The 16,160-nt window shown below is 67.1% G+C and carries 14 protein-coding genes and 2 tRNA genes; 1 reads left to right on the forward strand and 15 read right to left on the reverse strand.

The window, feature by feature from the left end:
* Nucleotides 1–50: 50 nt before the first annotated feature.
* On the reverse strand, nucleotides 51–866 hold the full coding sequence (locus ACFO0J_RS14350; protein ID WP_376813773.1) for an aminoglycoside adenylyltransferase family protein: 816 nt from the start codon (nucleotides 864–866) through the stop codon (nucleotides 51–53).
* A 65-nt stretch (nucleotides 867–931) separates the two neighbouring features.
* Nucleotides 932–1,008 (reverse strand) — tRNA-Met (locus ACFO0J_RS14355).
* 151 nt (nucleotides 1,009–1,159) lie between these two features.
* Between ACFO0J_RS14355 and ACFO0J_RS14360 the strand changes: the two genes are divergently transcribed.
* Nucleotides 1,160–2,722 carry a GGDEF domain-containing protein gene (locus ACFO0J_RS14360; protein ID WP_376813774.1) on the forward strand — a complete coding sequence of 521 codons (1,563 nt, stop codon included), beginning with the start codon at nucleotides 1,160–1,162 and terminating at the stop codon, nucleotides 2,720–2,722.
* 210 nt (nucleotides 2,723–2,932) lie between these two features.
* Here the strand turns inward: ACFO0J_RS14360 and ACFO0J_RS14365 are convergent, their stop codons facing one another.
* The 13 genes from ACFO0J_RS14365 to rlmB form a co-directional block, all read right to left on the reverse strand.
* Nucleotides 2,933–4,627 carry an FMN-binding glutamate synthase family protein gene (locus ACFO0J_RS14365; protein WP_376813775.1) on the reverse strand — a complete coding sequence of 565 codons (1,695 nt, stop codon included), beginning with the start codon at nucleotides 4,625–4,627 and terminating at the stop codon, nucleotides 2,933–2,935.
* Nucleotides 4,628–4,662: 35 nt separating this feature from the next.
* Nucleotides 4,663–5,100 carry a DUF3293 domain-containing protein gene (locus ACFO0J_RS14370; RefSeq protein WP_376813776.1) on the reverse strand — a complete coding sequence of 146 codons (438 nt, stop codon included), beginning with the start codon at nucleotides 5,098–5,100 and terminating at the stop codon, nucleotides 4,663–4,665.
* Nucleotides 5,101–5,106: 6 nt separating this feature from the next.
* A complete protein-coding gene (locus ACFO0J_RS14375; RefSeq protein ID WP_376813777.1) occupies nucleotides 5,107–5,676 on the reverse strand; it encodes a DNA-3-methyladenine glycosylase I in 570 nt (189 codons plus the stop codon).
* Nucleotides 5,677–5,679: 3 nt separating this feature from the next.
* On the reverse strand, nucleotides 5,680–7,185 hold the full coding sequence (locus ACFO0J_RS14380; protein ID WP_376813778.1) for a helicase HerA-like C-terminal domain-containing protein: 1,506 nt from the start codon (nucleotides 7,183–7,185) through the stop codon (nucleotides 5,680–5,682).
* A 26-nt stretch (nucleotides 7,186–7,211) separates the two neighbouring features.
* Nucleotides 7,212–8,267 (reverse strand): selenide, water dikinase SelD, encoded by a 1,056-nt coding sequence (selD, locus tag ACFO0J_RS14385; protein ID WP_376813779.1) that lies wholly within the window; start codon nucleotides 8,265–8,267, stop codon nucleotides 7,212–7,214.
* A gap of 33 nt (nucleotides 8,268–8,300) precedes the next feature.
* A complete protein-coding gene (gene mnmH, locus ACFO0J_RS14390) occupies nucleotides 8,301–9,377 on the reverse strand; it encodes a tRNA 2-selenouridine(34) synthase MnmH (RefSeq protein ID WP_376813780.1) in 1,077 nt (358 codons plus the stop codon).
* Nucleotides 9,378–9,464: 87 nt separating this feature from the next.
* Nucleotides 9,465–10,133 carry a dihydrofolate reductase family protein gene (locus ACFO0J_RS14395; RefSeq protein WP_376813781.1) on the reverse strand — a complete coding sequence of 223 codons (669 nt, stop codon included), beginning with the start codon at nucleotides 10,131–10,133 and terminating at the stop codon, nucleotides 9,465–9,467.
* 436 nt (nucleotides 10,134–10,569) lie between these two features.
* A complete protein-coding gene (locus ACFO0J_RS14400) occupies nucleotides 10,570–11,217 on the reverse strand; it encodes a DsbA family oxidoreductase (protein WP_376813782.1) in 648 nt (215 codons plus the stop codon).
* Between the two features lie 109 nt (nucleotides 11,218–11,326).
* Nucleotides 11,327–11,402, reverse strand: a tRNA-Val gene (locus ACFO0J_RS14405).
* 127 nt (nucleotides 11,403–11,529) lie between these two features.
* Nucleotides 11,530–13,338: a monovalent cation:proton antiporter-2 (CPA2) family protein gene (locus tag ACFO0J_RS14410; RefSeq protein ID WP_376813783.1), complete on the reverse strand. Its 1,809-nt coding sequence runs from the start codon at nucleotides 13,336–13,338 to the stop codon at nucleotides 11,530–11,532.
* 102 nt (nucleotides 13,339–13,440) lie between these two features.
* Nucleotides 13,441–13,719 carry an HU family DNA-binding protein gene (locus ACFO0J_RS14415; protein ID WP_376813784.1) on the reverse strand — a complete coding sequence of 93 codons (279 nt, stop codon included), beginning with the start codon at nucleotides 13,717–13,719 and terminating at the stop codon, nucleotides 13,441–13,443.
* A gap of 274 nt (nucleotides 13,720–13,993) precedes the next feature.
* The gene (locus ACFO0J_RS14420; RefSeq protein WP_376813785.1) at nucleotides 13,994–15,229 is read right to left on the reverse strand and encodes a cystathionine gamma-synthase family protein; all 1,236 of its coding nucleotides are present in this window, start codon (nucleotides 15,227–15,229) and stop codon (nucleotides 13,994–13,996) included.
* 166 nt (nucleotides 15,230–15,395) lie between these two features.
* On the reverse strand, nucleotides 15,396–16,148 hold the full coding sequence (rlmB, locus tag ACFO0J_RS14425) for a 23S rRNA (guanosine(2251)-2'-O)-methyltransferase RlmB (protein ID WP_376813786.1): 753 nt from the start codon (nucleotides 16,146–16,148) through the stop codon (nucleotides 15,396–15,398).
* Nucleotides 16,149–16,160: the final 12 nt, after the last annotated feature.

A 16,160-nucleotide genomic window follows, 5' to 3' on the forward strand; every position in this document is an offset into this window, starting at 1 on the left:
AGGGCGTAGGTTACGCGTTCTGCGGGAGGGCAGGCAAGCGGGCGCGTGATTCAGTCGTCGTGCCCTCGTACAGACTGTGCCAGGCAGAGCCGTTTGACTGCCAACTGGGCGTGCGCAATAAAGGCCTCGACCTCGGGTGCATGCGTTGCAAGGTCGTCTTGCGCCTCGCCCAGGTAAGCGGATCTGGCTTTCGTCAGCACTGTTCGATAGGGCGGGTCAATTCTTTCCAGCAGCCAGGCGGCCGCAGCATGCTTCGAGGCGATTTCGCCGGTGCTTGCCGTATACCAGCAGCGGGCGAGCGCGAGAATGATGTTTCGCTCGTCGCCTGTCCAATCCGCCGGTTTGTTCCATTGCGCGACAGTATCCACAAGGGCGCGCGTCAAATCGGCTCGCGGCACGGCATCGAACAGGGATGCCGCACGTGGTCCGGCGATCGCGATGCTGCCGGCCCGGACTTTGGTCAGGAGAACGGCCAGGTCGTGGTCCAGCACGGGCGCTTCCAGCGAGCCTGCCGCTATTTCGTCGCGCAGCCATTCGCCGAATTGGAGTTCCCGCCGGGGCGGGTAGCGCCAAGGCACGATGTGCTCAAGCGCCAGCACGGTGACTTCGAGCGCGCGCGTGGATGGGGAGGCCCCGGGAGGGGCGGATGCCGCCAATAGATCGGCCATCAACGCGCGTCGAACCTCTTTGCCGGGCGGCTCGGTCACCGTGACCAGCAGGTCAATGTCGCTGTAGGGACGAAGCCTGTCATCCACCGCGGAACCGAACAGGTGGATGGACACGATGCGGCCGCCCAGATGCCGTTCAAGGACGGCTCGGGCTCGTGCCACTTGGGGCGCAATGGCGCTCGGAACGGAATCCATCATGGGGACCATAGTAGCCAAGAATGGAAAAGGGCCCAGCGAGTGATCGCCGGGCCCTTCGTATTCTTTGGTGGCGCATCCCTGATTCGAACAGGGGACCTGCGGATTATGATTCCGTCGCTCTAACCAGCTGAGCTAATGCGCCAAAGCACGCAATTATAGGGGGTGAATTCCTTGCACGCAAGTCGCCTGGGCGGCGGCGCCTGATGTGGCGGATGGACGCACCCTCTGGCGTATAGTGCAAGCTTCAAGAAGACATGGGCACAGGGGCAGACCCTGGGGGGAGATTCAGGCGGATGCACAGCCGATGGCCGGTCATCATCACCCTGCGGCACCTGATTCTGCTGCTGGCTGTATTCAGCGCAGCGGTGATGCTGGCGGGCGGAATGGCGGGGGCTTATCAGGTGCAGCGCCAGCAACTGACGGCCAGCACGCTGGAGGCCAATGAAGCCTTTGCCACCAAGCTCGCCCGGACAACGTCCGATCTGCTGTCCCGGGCGCAGAGCAATCTGTCCTATGCGGCCGAGCGGATCGTGCGCTCGGGGATGGCGCCGGCCGTGCAGCAGGCCGAGGTCGAGCGGCTGCGCCATCTGGAGCTGGGCTTCAACTCCGTGACAGTCATGGATATGGGGGCCGTCGTCCGGGCGGCCGCGCCGGAGTCGCTCGGACTGAAGGGACGCCAACTGGATCTGGCGCAGTGGCGTGACCGGCTGAACGAAAAAGAGCCGACGATCAGCGCACCGTACGTGACGGGATTGGGCAATCTGGGCATCGTGATTGCGCAACCGCTGCTTGATGCGGATGGCGGTCATCTGGGCCGCCTGTCGGCGACGATCTATTTGCGGTCCGACGGCGCGCTGCAGCGCCTGGCGCGCGACCAGTATTTCCGTGACGGGACCTATGTCTATGTGGTCGATTCCAGCAGCCGGCTCCTGTACCACCCGGAGACCGATCGGATCGGCTCGGTTGTGCTCCACAACCCCGTGATCGAGGCCGTCCTCAAGGGCGATTCCGGCCAGATGCGTGTGGTCAACAGCCGCGGTGTGGACATGTTGGCCGGGTATGCCCACGTGCCGGGGGCCGACTGGGGCGTGGTGGTGCAGCGCCCCGTACATCTTACGCTGCAAGGCTTGAACGATCTGATGCTGCGGGTGTTGCGGCAGGCCGTGTGGCCGGCTTTGGCGCTGCTCGTCATGTTGTGGCTGCTGTCGGGCTGGATTTCCCGGCCTCTGGGCGAACTGTCCCGGATCGTCCGGGACGGTTACCAGGAAGGGATGTCGCCGCGGATCGCCGCCGTGAACTGCTGGTATCTGGAGGCGCGGCGCTTGCGCGGGGCGCTGCTGTCGGGATACGGGCAGGTCCGCACGCGGATGGGTGAGCTCCATAGCGCCGCGCATACGGACCCGCTGACGAAGCTGGGCAATCGGCGCGGACTGGAAATTGTCCTGAAGACCCTGGAAACACAGCGTCGGCTGTTTGCCGTGGTGATCTTGGATATCGATTTCTTCAAGCGGATCAATGACCGCTACGGTCACGATATGGGTGATCGCGTGATCGCCGGGCTGGCCGACCTGATGCAGGGCCAGGCGCGCCAGGACGATGGCGTGTTCCGCCTGGGGGGCGAGGAGTTCCTGGCGGTGCTGCCGCAGACCGATCTGGCGGACGCCCTGCGAATCGCCGAGCGCCTGCGGGCCGCCATGGAAAACGCGCCACTGCTGGACGATGCCGCCGTGACCTTGTCGGCCGGGGTGGCGGTCTGGGACGGAGGCGATGTCGAGGCGACGCTGAAAGCCGCGGATCAAGCCCTGTATCGGGCCAAGCAGGGCGGCCGGAACCGTGTGGAATCGACGGCGCTCTGAGGCCGCCGTCCCTTGAAATGCGAAGGCCCCGCCTTTTGGCGGGGCCTTGCTGCCGCTGTGGGCAGCAGCACCGCATGGGAGCGGTGCAAAGTCAACGCCTTGGGGCGTGATGGACTACCTATCAGGTAGCAGCTTCAGTATAGATCGGGCAGGGGGCCAGACCATAGGTGGATTCCCTAGGAGATGTGACAGATCGATGCGTGGCCTGCTTCATGCCGGTTCCATCCCGGGCTGCGCGCCTGCATGCGCGTCGGGCGCCAGCGTCTTGTCGGCATGGCCTGACAGGGCTGCGCTCAGGCTGTACAGCGGCTCGAAGGACTCGGCCTGGGCCATGGGCCAGGCGGTGCGGAAGATCGTGTTGCGGAACCGGCCTTCCAGCAATTCTCCCTTTTCCAGGTCGGGGAACAGGGCGGACAGGACGCGCACCTCGCCGTTGGCGATGCGCCGCGCGATGTGGTGCGGGCGCAGTTGATTGGGATGGGCCAGGCCGGCCGCGCCCAGCAGTTCGCCCAGGGCCTTGAGCGTATTGCCGTGGTAGTTGGCCACGCGCACCGATTTGTCCTCGACCACCAGGGCCTGCTGGCGCTTGGGGTCCTGGGTGGTGACGCCGGTGGGGCAGCGGCCGGTGTGGCAGGTCTGGGCCTGGATGCAGCCGATGGCGAACATATAGGCGCGGGCGCTGTTGCACCAGTCCGCGCCCAGGGCCATCAGGCGCGCCATGTCGAAGGCGCTGATGACCTTGCCCGAGGCGCCCAGCCGGATGCGTTCGCGCAGGCCGACGCCCACCAGCGTGTTGTGGACCAGGCGCAGGCCTTCGCGCAGCGGCGTGCCGACGTGGTCGACGAATTCGATGGGAGCCGCGCCCGTGCCGCCTTCGGAGCCGTCGACCACGATGAAGTCGGGCGTGATGCCGGTGGCCACCATGGCCTTGGCCATGGCGAACCATTCCCAGGGGTGGCCGATGCACAGCTTGAAGCCGACCGGTTTGCCGCCGGACAGTTCGCGCAGGCGGGCGATGAAATGCATCAGTTCGATGGGGGTCTGGAAGGCGCTGTGGCTGGACGGGGAGACGCAGTCCTGGCCGACCGGCACGCCGCGCGCGGCGGCGATTTCCGGCGTGACCTTGGGCGCCGGCAGGATGCCGCCGTGGCCGGGTTTGGCGCCCTGGGACAGCTTGATCTCGATCATGCGGATGTTGTCCCGCCGGGCCATGTCGGCGAAGCGTTCTTCGGAAAAGCTGCCGTCCTGGTTGCGGCAGCCGAAGTAGCCTGAGCCGATGTTCCAGATCAGATCGCCGCCGTGCTGCAGATGGTATTGGCTGACGCCGCCTTCGCCCGTGTCGTGGGCGAAGCGGCCCAGCGCTGCGCCCTTGTTCAGGGCCATGACGGCGTTGGCCGACAGCGCGCCGAAGCTCATGGCGGAAATATTGAAGACCGACAGATCCACGGGCTGGGTACAGTCCGGTCCGCCGACCGTGGTGCGGAAATTGTGATCCTGGACGTGGACCGGGACCATGGCGTGATTGATCCACTCGTAGGCGTTGCCGTAGACGTCGCCCTGGGTGCCGAAGGGGCGCTGGTCCATCTGCTGCTTGGCGCGCTGGTAGACCAGGGACCGGTCCACGCGCGAAAAGGGCAGCTTGAGGGTGTCGTCCTCGAAGAAATACTGGCGGACTTCGGGGCGGATGAATTCAAACAGAAAACGCAGATTGCCGATCACCGGGTAATTGCGGCGGATGGCGTGCCGGGTCTGGTTCAGATCGTAGACCCCCAGCAGGCTCAGGCCCAGGAACAGCAGACAGGGCAGCCACCAGCCGGCGCTGAAGGACAAGGCCAGCAAGGCGCACACGACGGTGAGCGCGATGATGACGTGAAAGGCGGTGTGGCGGGTGAAGAGTGGGTGCATGAAGGGGCTCCGTGGAATGGGGCGAGCTGTTTACCTTAGCAGATGCGCGCGCCGGGCGGCAGCGTCGTTCGGGACGTCCAGACCAGCCGCGCCACTGTGTCCGGTCCGCACTGGACCAGGGCGTTCTGCCCGAAGCGGCGCGCCAGCCGCAGGCCTGCGTCCAGGGGCAGGCCGGGGACCCACAGACTGGGTTCGTCGGGCCACAAACCCAGCGGGTCCAGGCCGCGGCCCGGCCGCCAGGCGTAGCCGAGACCTTCGACCGCCCGCCGCAGCGCGCGCAGGCGGCGGGCATTGGCCGCGGGGCGCAGGCGGCGGCTGCGCGGATTGCAGGCGGTCAGAAAGAGGCCGCCGGCCTCGCCGCCGGAGGGCATGAGAGATCGCAGTGCAGGCTGCGGCCGGCCGATGCGCAGGACGACCGGCGGATCGGTGTCGATGCAGTAGAGAGCGGCTCGATAGGCTTCGGTCAGCGTCATGGACGCCTAGGCTGCCAGCGCCCGGTAGCGATGGCAGTCCGTGGTGTGATCCATCAGGCAGCCGATGGCCTGCAGATAGGACTGGCAGATGGTCGGACCGACGAAAGTGAAGCCGTGGCGCTTCAGCAGGCGGCTCAGGGCGTCGGCCTCGGGACCGGCCACGGGCGCGTCTTCGGGGGCGGCGTAGTGATGGATGACGGGCTGCCCGCCGACCACCGACCAGACCAGGCCGACCGGATCGGGCAGCGCCAGCCAGGCCCGCGCGTTGCGGCCTGCGGCGCGCAGCTTCAGCCGGTTGCGGATGATGCGGGCGTCCTGCATGCGGTCCTGGACCCAGGCCTCGTCGGTCCGGGCCAGGGCATGGGGATCGAAGTCCAGCAGGGCGGCGCGCAGGGCTTCGCGCTTGCGCAGCACCGTCAGCCAGGACAGGCCCGCCTGGAAACCCTCCAGGATCAGCATCTCGAACAGATGCCAGGGGTCCCGCGAGGGCGTACCCCATTCGCTGTCGTGGTAGCGCTGGTACAGCGGATCGTCCGTGCACCAGCGGCAGCGCACCAGGTTCGCGGCGAGTGGCATGGCCTAGCGCCGCTTGCCGCCGACCAGGGAGCCCAGCAGGCCGCGCACCAGTTGATTGGCGGCGTTGCGCACCATGCTCTTGGCGACCGACTGCACCACGCCGTCGCGCTTGCCGCCGCGCGGGCCGGTGGAGCCGAACAGAAAGTCGTTCAGGACGCCGGTGATGCCGCTGTCCTGGGCGGCGGGCGATCCGCTGCCTGCGGCCGCGCCTTTGGCTGCGTCGTTCCCGGACTGGGCGCGCTGCAGCAGGATCTCGTAGGCGGATTCGCGGTCCACCGTCTGGTCGTACTTGCCGGCCAGCGGAGAGGCGCCCAGCAGCGCCTGGCGCTCTGCGTCGGTGGCCGGGCCGATGCGGCTGCCGGGCGCCAGCATCCAGACGCGCTGCGTAGGCGTGGGCTGGCCCTTGGGGTCCAGCATCGACACCAGGGCCTCGCCCACGGCCAGTTCGGTGATGGCGGCCTCGATGTTCAGCCCCGGATTGGGGCGCATGGTCTGCGCGGCGGTCTTGACGGCCTTCTGGTCGCGGGGGGTGTAGGCGCGCAAGGCATGCTGCACGCGGTGGCCCAACTGGCCCAGCACGGTGTCGGGAATGTCGGTCGGGTTCTGGCTGACGAAATACACCCCCACGCCCTTGGAGCGGATCAGGCGCACGACCTGCTCGATCTTTTCCAGCAGGGCGGCGGGGGCGTCCTTGAACAGCAGGTGGGCTTCGTCGAAGAAGAACACGAGCTTGGGCTTGTCCAGGTCGCCGACTTCCGGCAGGCGTTCGTACAGGTCGGCCAGCATCCACAGCAGGAAGACGGCGTACAGGCGCGGCGATTGCATCAAGCGGTCGGCGGCCAGGATGTTGACCATGCCGCGTCCCTGGGCGTCGGTGCGCATCCAGTCGAAGACGTCCAGCATGGGTTCGCCGAAGAAGGTCTCGGCGCCCTGGGATTCCAGGCGCAGCAGATTGCGCTGGATCGCGCCGATCGAGGCCGAGGACACCTGGCCGTAGCGGGTGCGCAGTTCAGCGGCGTGGTCGGCCACGAACTGCAGCATGGAGCGCAGGTCCTTCATGTCCAGGAGCAGCAGGCCTTCGTCGTCGGCGACGCGGAAAGCCAGCGTCAGCACGCCTTCCTGGGTGTCGTTCAGGTCCAGCATGCGGGACAGCAGCAGCGGCCCCAGGTCGGACACAGTGGCGCGGATCGGATGGCCCTGCTCACCGAAGATGTCCCACAGCGTGGTCGGACTGCCGCCCCAGACGGGTTCGGGCAGCCCCAGGTCGGCCAGGCGCTGGGCCAGCTTGGGCGACGCGGCGCCCGCCTGGGAAATCCCGGTCAGGTCGCCCTTGACGTCCGCCATGAAGACCGGCGTGCCGATGCGGGAGAACGATTCGGCCAGGACCTGCAGGGTGATGGTCTTGCCGGTGCCCGTGGCGCCGGTGATGCAGCCGTGGCGGTTGGCCAACTGGGGCAGCAGGACGGCCTGGACGTCGGCGTTGCGGGCGATGATCAAGGGATCGGCCATGGGGACTCCGGGGAATGGGACGGGGTTCAGGATACTCGAATATGGGCGGATCCGGCCTCCAGGCGCCCGATGCGGGCGGCTTGCGCGAAGCCGTCGGCGCGCAGCAGGGCCAGGACCTCGTCGGCGGCCTCCGGGGCGCAGGCGACCAGCAGGCCACCGGAGGTCTGCGGGTCGGTCAGCAGGGCGCGGGCTTCGTCGGGCAGGCCGGCGTCCAGGGTGACGTCGGCGCCGCAGGCGGTCCAGTTGCGCGCGGACGCGCCGGTCTGGATACCGTCCCGGACCAGGTCCGGCGCGGGCGCCAGCCAGGGCAGGGCGGCGTAGGACAGTTCGGCGCGCAGGCCCGAACCCCGGCACATTTCCAGGGCATGGCCCAGCAGGCCGAAGCCGGTCACGTCGGTCAGGGCATGCACGGCATCGAGTTCGGCCAGGCGGGCGCCCGGGGTGTTCAATTGGGTGGTGCTGTCGATCATGGCCTGGTAGCCCTCGGCGTCGAGCCGTTCTTTTTTCAGGGCGGCCGACAGGATGCCCACGCCCAGCGGCTTGCTCAGGATCAGCACGTCGCCTGCGCGGGCGCGGTCGTTGCGCTTGATGCGGTCCGGGTGCGCCAGGCCGATGACGGCCAGGCCGTAGATCGGCTCCACGGAGTCGATCGAATGGCCGCCGGCGATGGGAATCCCGGCCTGCTGGCAGACCGAGGCGCCGCCCGCCAGGATGGCGGCGATGGTGTCGTGCGGCAGCACATTGATCGGCATGCCGACCAGGGCCAGGGCCAGAATCGGGCGCCCGCCCATGGCATACACGTCCGACAGCGCGTTGGTCGCGGCGATGCGGCCGAAGTCGCGCGGATCGTCGACGATGGGCATGAAGAAGTCGGTCGTCGCGATCAGCGCCTGTTCGTCGTTGATGCGGTAGACGGCTGCATCGTCGGACGATTGCGTGCCCACCAGCAGGTCGGGGAACGGCCCGGCGGGCAGAGCGTCGCGCATCAGGCGGGCCAGCACGTCGGGGGCGATCTTGCAGCCGCAGCCGCCTCCGTGGGATAGAGAGGTCAGGCGGGGGACGGCGTTATCGGGGACGTTCATGGAGCGGGAATCCTGTAGGGTGGGGACTGAGGCTCAGGCCGGGAGGCGCAGTTGTTCGATCAGGGCGCGGGCCTGGGCGTGGCCGTCGTCGGCCGTCGGGTCATAGTCGAACGCTGCCGCCTGGTCCAGATCGGCGTAGTGAGAATCACTGCTGCGGCGGTAGGCGGGGTCGTAGTGGCTTTCCACCAGCGCCTGGAACAGCTCGGCCCGCCGGTCGGCGGCGATCAGGGCCTGCCAGTCGCGGACCGTCTGGCGGCTGTGCAGGCCGATCAGCCGTTCCAGCGTCTGGCCGAAATCGTCGGGTGTGTCGAACAGATGGGCGTAGTCCTGCAGCAGAAAGGCGATGCGTTGCGGCAGAGCCGCGCGCACGCGCACGCAGCGGCCCGCGTGCATGGCGTTCAGCAGGGCGTCGGGCAGGCCGACCTGGCCGATGCGCCGGCTTTCGGCCTCGACGAAGACCGGTCGGGCGGGATCCAGGGCCTCGATGGCGTGCAGCAGGGCGGACTCGAAGCCGCGCTGGCTGGGCTGCGGCTGATCCGGCAGCGCGCCCAGCAATGAGCCGCGATGGCGGGCCAGCCCCTCCAGATCCAGGATCTGGGCGCCTGCTGCACCCAGCGATTGCAGCAGGCGGGTCTTGCCCGACCCGGTGGGGCCGGTCAGCACGATGCAGTCCAGGCCGGCCGGACGTTCGGCCAGGGCATCGATCACGTGGCGGCGCCAGGTCTTGTAGCCGCCGTCCAGTTGGCGCGCTTTCCAGCCGATCAGGTTGAACCAGGTGGTCATGGAGCCCGAACGCTTGCCGCCGCGCCAGCAGTAGATCAGCGGCCGCCAGGTGCGCGGCCGGTCGGCGAAGATCGTCTCCAGGTATTCGGCAATGTGGCGCGCGACCAGCGCGGCGCCCAGGCGCGTGGCCTTGAAGGGCGATTCCTGGGCGTACATCGTGCCGATCAGGACGCGTTCCTCGTTGCTGAGCACGGGCGCGCTCAGGGCGCCGGGGATGTGGTCGTCTGCGTATTCGGCGGGCGTGCGCACGTCGATGATTTCATCGAACTGGCCGAGGGCGTCCAGGCCGCAGCGCAGCGAGCCTGGGGAATGCGGTGTGGGAGTCATGGCGGGATTGTAAATCCGCCGGAGTGTGGATGCCTGTGGGGCTTGCACACTCTGTGTGTAGGGGCTGAGGCGCTTGCAGGCGCCGCCTCAGCCCGCCTCGCGTGCCAGTTTCGCACGCCTTTCCACTTCCTTTGCGCTCGGCTGGATATGCGCGAACGAACCCAACGGGATGTCGCCGGCCGGCACATAGGTGCTCATCACCACGCCGGTCGTCGATGTTTGCGAAGCGACAAGCCGCAGCGCACCGGGCTTCGCGCCGGCTTCGAACAGCCGCTTGCCGCGCCCGAGCACGACGGGGAAGGTCCACATGTTGTACTCGTCGATCAGCGACGCGGCCTGCAGCGTCTGGATCAGATTGCCGCTGCCAATGATCTGCAGATCCCGTCCCGGCTCTGCCTTGAGTGCCGCGACTGCCGAGATCACATCGCCGCGCAGAAGTGTTGAGTTGTTCCAATGCAGCGCCTTCAGCGTGCGCGAGGCGACGTGCTTTCGGGTCGCATTGAATGTCTGCGCAATCGGGTCGTCGGCCGGCTGGTATGGCCAGTGCGCCTCGAATATCTCATAAGTCCTGCGCCCGAGTACGAGCTCACGGTCCTTGCCGTCGAAACCGTGCATGGAGCGGCCCATGACCTCGTCCCAATAGTCGAACGTCCAGCCGCCGAAGGTGAAACCGCCGGTGGGATCCTCTTCTGGTCCGCCCGGCGCCTGCATAACGCCGTCGAGTGAGACGAAGGTGGATGCGATAAGCTTTCTCATGAGGCGCCTCCGTGAGGCGAAAGGATCAAGTACTTTCCAATTCTACGTACTTGCCTCTGCTCTGGGACGTAGCTGAAGGTAACGTCTTGACTTTCATGCACGTCAGGAATGTTCGGGACGTTGTGCTTCAGAATCTCGCGACAGGCTGAACTCCTTCCGATAAAGCGTAACTTTGCCGGTTGTCACGGAATCAGGCATAACGCTGCCAATCGTGTTGAAGAAAAAAGTTGCAGTGATTAGAGGCGTTTTTTTCAACAGGTCTCCGAGTTGCTGAAAATCGCCAAAAATGGAGGGATTAGCTGGGGCGCAAATGCCTGGGTGCGCTGCTGATCAGCGTCAGGCGGATCGACGCGCATTTTCTCAATAGACGCCTCGGGCTAGCCAGATCGGCGGAGTCTGCCCATCAGGGCCTCTACATGGTGAATTCCGGGCCGATTCATCCGGCATCAGCAACCTGACGCAACGCCTGCTCGAATATCTCGGAAGCCTGGCCGCCCTGGATCAGGTGCCGGTCATTCAAGATGATGGAAGGGACGGAGTTGATACCCTGCTGGGTGTAAAAGCGTTCGCGCGCTCGTACTTCCGCCGAATACTCGCCGGAGTCCAGGATCTCGCGTGCGCGATCCTGGTTCAGCCCCGACTCGCGGCACAGCCTGATCAGAGTCTCGCGATCGCTGGGATTCTCGCCGTCCGTGAAGTACGCCTTCAGCAGCGCATGCTTCAAGGTCAATTGATGGCCTTCGAGGCCGGCCCAATGCAGCAGTCGGTGCGCATCGAAGGTGTTGTACGTGCGCGTGCGTTTGTCCATGTTGAAGGTGAAGCCGATCTCGCGGCCCCGCGCCGTGATGGCTTCGCCGTTCTGGCGGACCTGTTCCGGCGTCATGCCGTACTTGCGCGATAGACGCTCGACAGTATCCTGCCCTTCGGGCGGCATGTCCGGGTTCAGCTCGAAGGGTTGGAAATGAAGCTCCGCCTCGATTTCGCCCTCGATCCTGGACAATGCCTGCTCCAGCGAGCCCAACCCCACCGCGCACCAGGGACAAGACACGTCGGAGACGAAATCGATCTTGATGCGGGCGACCATGTGAGGCTCCTGTCAATGGATGGCAACTGTCGTGAGATAAAGCATAAGCTTTCCAAATGGCAAAGTTATGCTTGACGTCACAGTGAGCCTGAAAGGCGATGGCTGTCCGTGGTGGGTGCTGAGGGGCTCGAACCCCCGACCTACGCCGTGTAAAGGCGCCGCTCTACCAACTGAGCTAAGCACCCGGATACCTGCCTGATGGCCCCGGCGGTTCGCCAGGGCGCAGGGGCGCATTATATCGGTGCGCGCGGGGGGCGGCAAACCCCGCCGATGCACGGCGGGGCTGACGGCATCCACGCCCCGGCACGCCGATCAACCTCCGCCGTTCTCCGGCGGCACGGGCGTACCCGGCTTCCGGTCGTGGCGCGGCGGGTCGATGCGCTCGATGTTGCCCAGCAGCAGCGCGCGCCCGGCGAAGGTGCCGCCGGCCGTTTCCAGGGCGAAGCGTTCGGTGTCGCGGCCGCGCACTTCGGCTTCCAGGTTGTCGGCCTCCTGGTCCGTGGCGCTCAGGGCCAGGACCGCATGGCGCCCCATCAGCAGCGCCGCTTCGAAGGTTTCGCGCACCACGTGATCGGCGTCGAGCCGGACGAGTTCCAGCGCGTGCTCGCGGTCGAAGGCGCGCACGACCAGCCGGGTGTGGGGGCATTCGCGCCGCGCGTTCTCGACGATGCGCGTGGCGGCGACCGGGTCGTCCACGCAGATCAGGATGACCTGGGCATGGCGGGCGCCGGCGGCGCGCAGCACGTCGGCGCGGGCGCCGTCGCCGAAGTAGACCTTGAAGCCGTAGCGCGCGGCATTGCGGACCACGTCGGGGTCATTGTCGATGATGGACAGTTCGGCGCCCCGGGCCAGCGGCCCCTGGCTGGCGATCTGCCCCACACGGCCGAAGCCGATGATGAGCACATTGCCCCGCAAGTCTTGCGGCGCCTCGACGCCGTCGAGCGATGCGGACTCGGCGCGCACGTAGCGCTTGCGGACCGCCACCACCAGCGGGGTGATGGCCATCGAGAGCACGATGATCGCCGTCATGTCGGCGTTGATCGCGGGGCTGATGACCGTGAGCCTGAGCGCCTCGGCGAACAGCACGAACGCGAATTCCCCGCCTTGCGCCATCAGGGTGGCGCGGTCGATGGCGTCGGCGCGGCCGCTGCCGGCGAACCGCGCCACGCCGTAGATGCAGAGCGCTTTCGCCAGCATCAGCGCGATCACGCCCAGGCCGATGAGCCGCCAGTCGCGCGCCACCACGTCCAGGTCGAGCGCCATGCCCACGCCCAGGAAGAACAGGCCCAGCAGCAGGCCGCGGAACGGTTCGATGTCGGCTTCCAGTTGGTGGCGGAAGGACGATTCCGACAGCAGCACGCCGGCGACGAACGCGCCCATGGCCATGGACAGGCCGCCCAGTTCCATCAGCAGCGCCGCGCCCAGCACCACCAGCAGCGCGGCGGCCGTCATCACCTCGCGCGCCTTGGCCTTGGCCAGCACGCGGAACAGGGGGTTGAGCAGCCACAGCCCCGCCGCCGCCAGCGCGCCCAGCGACAGCAGGCCGGTGCCGACGCGCTGCCACAGCGGCGCCGCGGCCGCCGGCGCGGCGTCGGCCGGCGCGAGAAAGGCCACCACTGCCAGCAGCGGCACGATCAGCAGATCCTCGAACAGCAGGATGGAGACGATGCGCTGGCCGCGCGGCGCCAGGATGTCGCCGCGTTCGGCGAGCACCTGCATGACGATGGCGGTGGAGGTCAGCACGAAGCCCGCGCCGCAGACGAACGCCACCTGCCAGGGAAAGCCGAACCCGACGCCCACCCCGGTGAGCAGCAGGGCGCACAGCGCGACCTGCAGGCTGCCGAGCCCGAATATCTGCCCGCGCAGATTCCACAGGTGCGAGGGCTTCATTTCCAGCCCGATGATGAAGAGGAACATCACCACCCCGAGTTCGGCCACGTGCAGGATGGTCCGGGCGTCGGCCACCAGGCCCAGGCCGTAGGGCCCGATGGCCAGCCCCGCCGCCAGGTAGCCCAGCACGGATCCCAGGCCGATGCGCTTGAACAGTGGCACCGCTACCACGGCGGCCCCCAGCAGCGTGACCATACCGATCAGCTGGCTCGCATCCCCTTCGCTTGCCATCGTGTGCTTCCTTTCAGTGTGAAGACCGGCTCGGGCAGCGGGCGCGGCCGGAACAAAAAAGGCCACCGACGATGCGGTGGCCTTTTTGTGTGAAGCGCCGGATTACTTGGAGTTCACGGCGTCCTTCAGGGCCTTGCCCGGACGGAACTTCGGCACGCGGGCCTTCTTGATCTTGATTTCTTCGCCGGTGCGCGGGTTGCGGCCGGTGCGGGCAGCGCGTTCGGACACGGCGAAAGTGCCGAAGCCGACCAGGGTGACCGAGCCCTTTTTCTTCAGGGTGGTCTTCACGGCGCCCACGAAGGCTTCCAGGGCACGGCCCACGTCAGCCTTGGAGAGATCGGTCTTGGAGGAAATGTGCTCGATCAGCTCGGTCTTGTTCATTGATGAAATACCCCTGAGGTTTATTGTGGCCAGGCGGACGATCCGCCAGACTGTTTGATGGATGATGGTCTGTCGCAGCCAGGCCGATCCGGTTTTCACGGCCGCAGAGCGGCGGGATTCAGATCGGTTCGAAGGCTAAGCCGTATTAAGCCTTCGAATGGCCTGGGGTGTCAAGAACAAATCACTGGAAACCCGCGTGTTTCCTGACGTTTGTTAAAAATCCCAACACCGGGTAGGGGTATACCCCAAACCCGGAATCGGCGTCGAACGGTGTTCAGGGGTTCCCGAGCGCCTGGGCGAAATCGCCGATCAGATCGGCTTCGTCTTCGATCCCCACGGAGATGCGCAGGAAACCGTCGGGGATGCCCATCAGGGCGCGGCGCTCTGGACCCATCTCATAGTAGATGGTGTGGGCGGCGGGCAGTACCAGGGTGCGGTTGTCTCCCAGGTGGGTGGCCAGGGCCACGACACGCAGGCGGTTCAGGCAGTCGAAGACGTCCACGTCATCACGCAGTTCGACGCCCAGCAGGCCGCCGTAGCGGCCGCCGAACCACTGCGTGGCGCGCGCGTGCTGGGGGTGGTCGGGCAGGCCGGGATAGCGGACTTTGCCGACCAGCGGGTGCGCTTCCAGGAAGCGCGCCAGCGCCAGGGCGTTGGAACAGATGCGGTCCATACGCAGCGCCATGGTCTCGGCGCCGGCGGCGATGCGATGGGCCACGTCCGAGGACAGGGTGCCGCCCATGTCGCGCAGGCCTTTTTTCTTGATCTGCAGCAGGCCCCAGCCGCGCGGGTCGCCTTTGCGGTATTGCTCGTAGATGTGCGGAAAGTCGGTCCAGTCGTACAGCCCGGTCTGGGTGACGGCGCCGCCCAGGGCGTTGCCGTGGCCGCCGATGTGCTTGGACAGGGAATTGATCACCAGCGACGCGCCGAAGTCCCGGCTCGGCGCCAGGTAGGGCGAGGACAGGGTGCTGTCGACCACGTAGACCAGCTTGCGCGCTTGGCACAGATCGCCGATCGCTTTCAGGTCGGCGATCTGGGTGCCGGGGTTGGCGATGGTTTCGACGAAGACCATGCGGGTATTGGGCCGGATCGCCGCTTCGACCTCGGCGGCGTCGGTCGCGTCCACCAGGCTCAGTTCCACGCCGAAGTTTTCCAGCGTCATCAGCAGGCTGTTGGTGTTGCCGAAGATGTATTTGCTGGCGATCAGGTGGTCGCCCTGGCGCAGCAGGGCGAAGAAGATGGCGTTCAGCGCCGCCATGCCGGTGGCGAAGGTCACCGTGCCCAGCCCGCGTTCCATGTCCGTGACTTTGGCTTCCAGCGAGGCCGTGGTCGGCGTGCCCTGGCGGGCGTAGGTGTAGCCGGGCTTGTTCTGGAAGACGGCGGCCAGCTCACGCGCGTCGGCGAAGGCGTATTCGGTGGACGGATGGATGGGCTGGTGGATGGCGCCGTGCTCCAGCTTGGCGTGGTGGTCGGCGTGGACGAGCCGGGTGGTGAAGCCTTGATCGGACATGGGGAGGCGGTGGGTCGGATTGAATGGGAAAGGGCGCGGCCCGGGCGGGTCGGCCCGGACATTATGCGCTTTTTTGCTGCCGGGCCGCCCCAAGGCAAAAATGGCCCCCTCGGGGGGCAGCAAGCCGAAGGCGCAGCGTGGGGGGCTTTTTTGTTTTGACGCCTGGTCAGGCCGGCGCCAGCCGCTGGCGCACGGTCTCGTACAGGCAGACCGCGCTGGCGACGCTGACGTTCAGGCTTTCAACCGAGCCGCGCATGGGGATGGACACGAGCTCGTCGCAGGTCTCGCGGGTCAGGCGGCGCATGCCTTCGCCTTCGGCGCCCATCACCCAGGCCATGGCGCGGCGCGCATCGACCTGGTGCATCCCGTGCGCGGCGTCGTCGTCCGTGCCCACCAGCCAGACGTCACGCTCGCGCAGGGCGCGCAGGGTGCGCGCCAGATTGGTGACCATCAGGTAGGGCACGGTGTCGGCTGCGCCGCAGGCCACGCGCTGGACGGTCGTGTTCAGGCCGACGGCGCGGTCCTTCGGGGCGATGACGGCGTGTACGCCGGCGGCGTCGGCCGTGCGCAGGCAGGCGCCCAGATTATGCGGATCGGTGACGCCGTCGAGCACCAGCAGCAGGGCCGGTTCGCCACGATCTTCCAGCGTGTCCAGCACCTCGTCGACCGCCACGGCCAGCGGGCGCGGGCGGGCCAGGGCGACGATGCCCTGGTGGCGCACCCCGTGCGCCAGCCCGTCCAGGCGCTGGGCGTCGGCAGCGTGCCAGCGCACGTTCGCGGCCTCCAGTTGTGCGATGCAGCGCTGCATGCGGGCGTCCTGGCGCGAGGTGTCCAGGTAGACGTCGCGGATGGAGTCCGGAGCGTGGCGCAGACGCGCCTGCACGGCGTGGAAACCGGCCAGGATTTGTTGGGATGACATCGGGCAGGGCCT

Source organism: Castellaniella hirudinis (genome assembly GCF_042651965.1).
Lineage (GTDB): Bacteria > Pseudomonadota > Gammaproteobacteria > Burkholderiales > Burkholderiaceae_B > Castellaniella > Castellaniella hirudinis.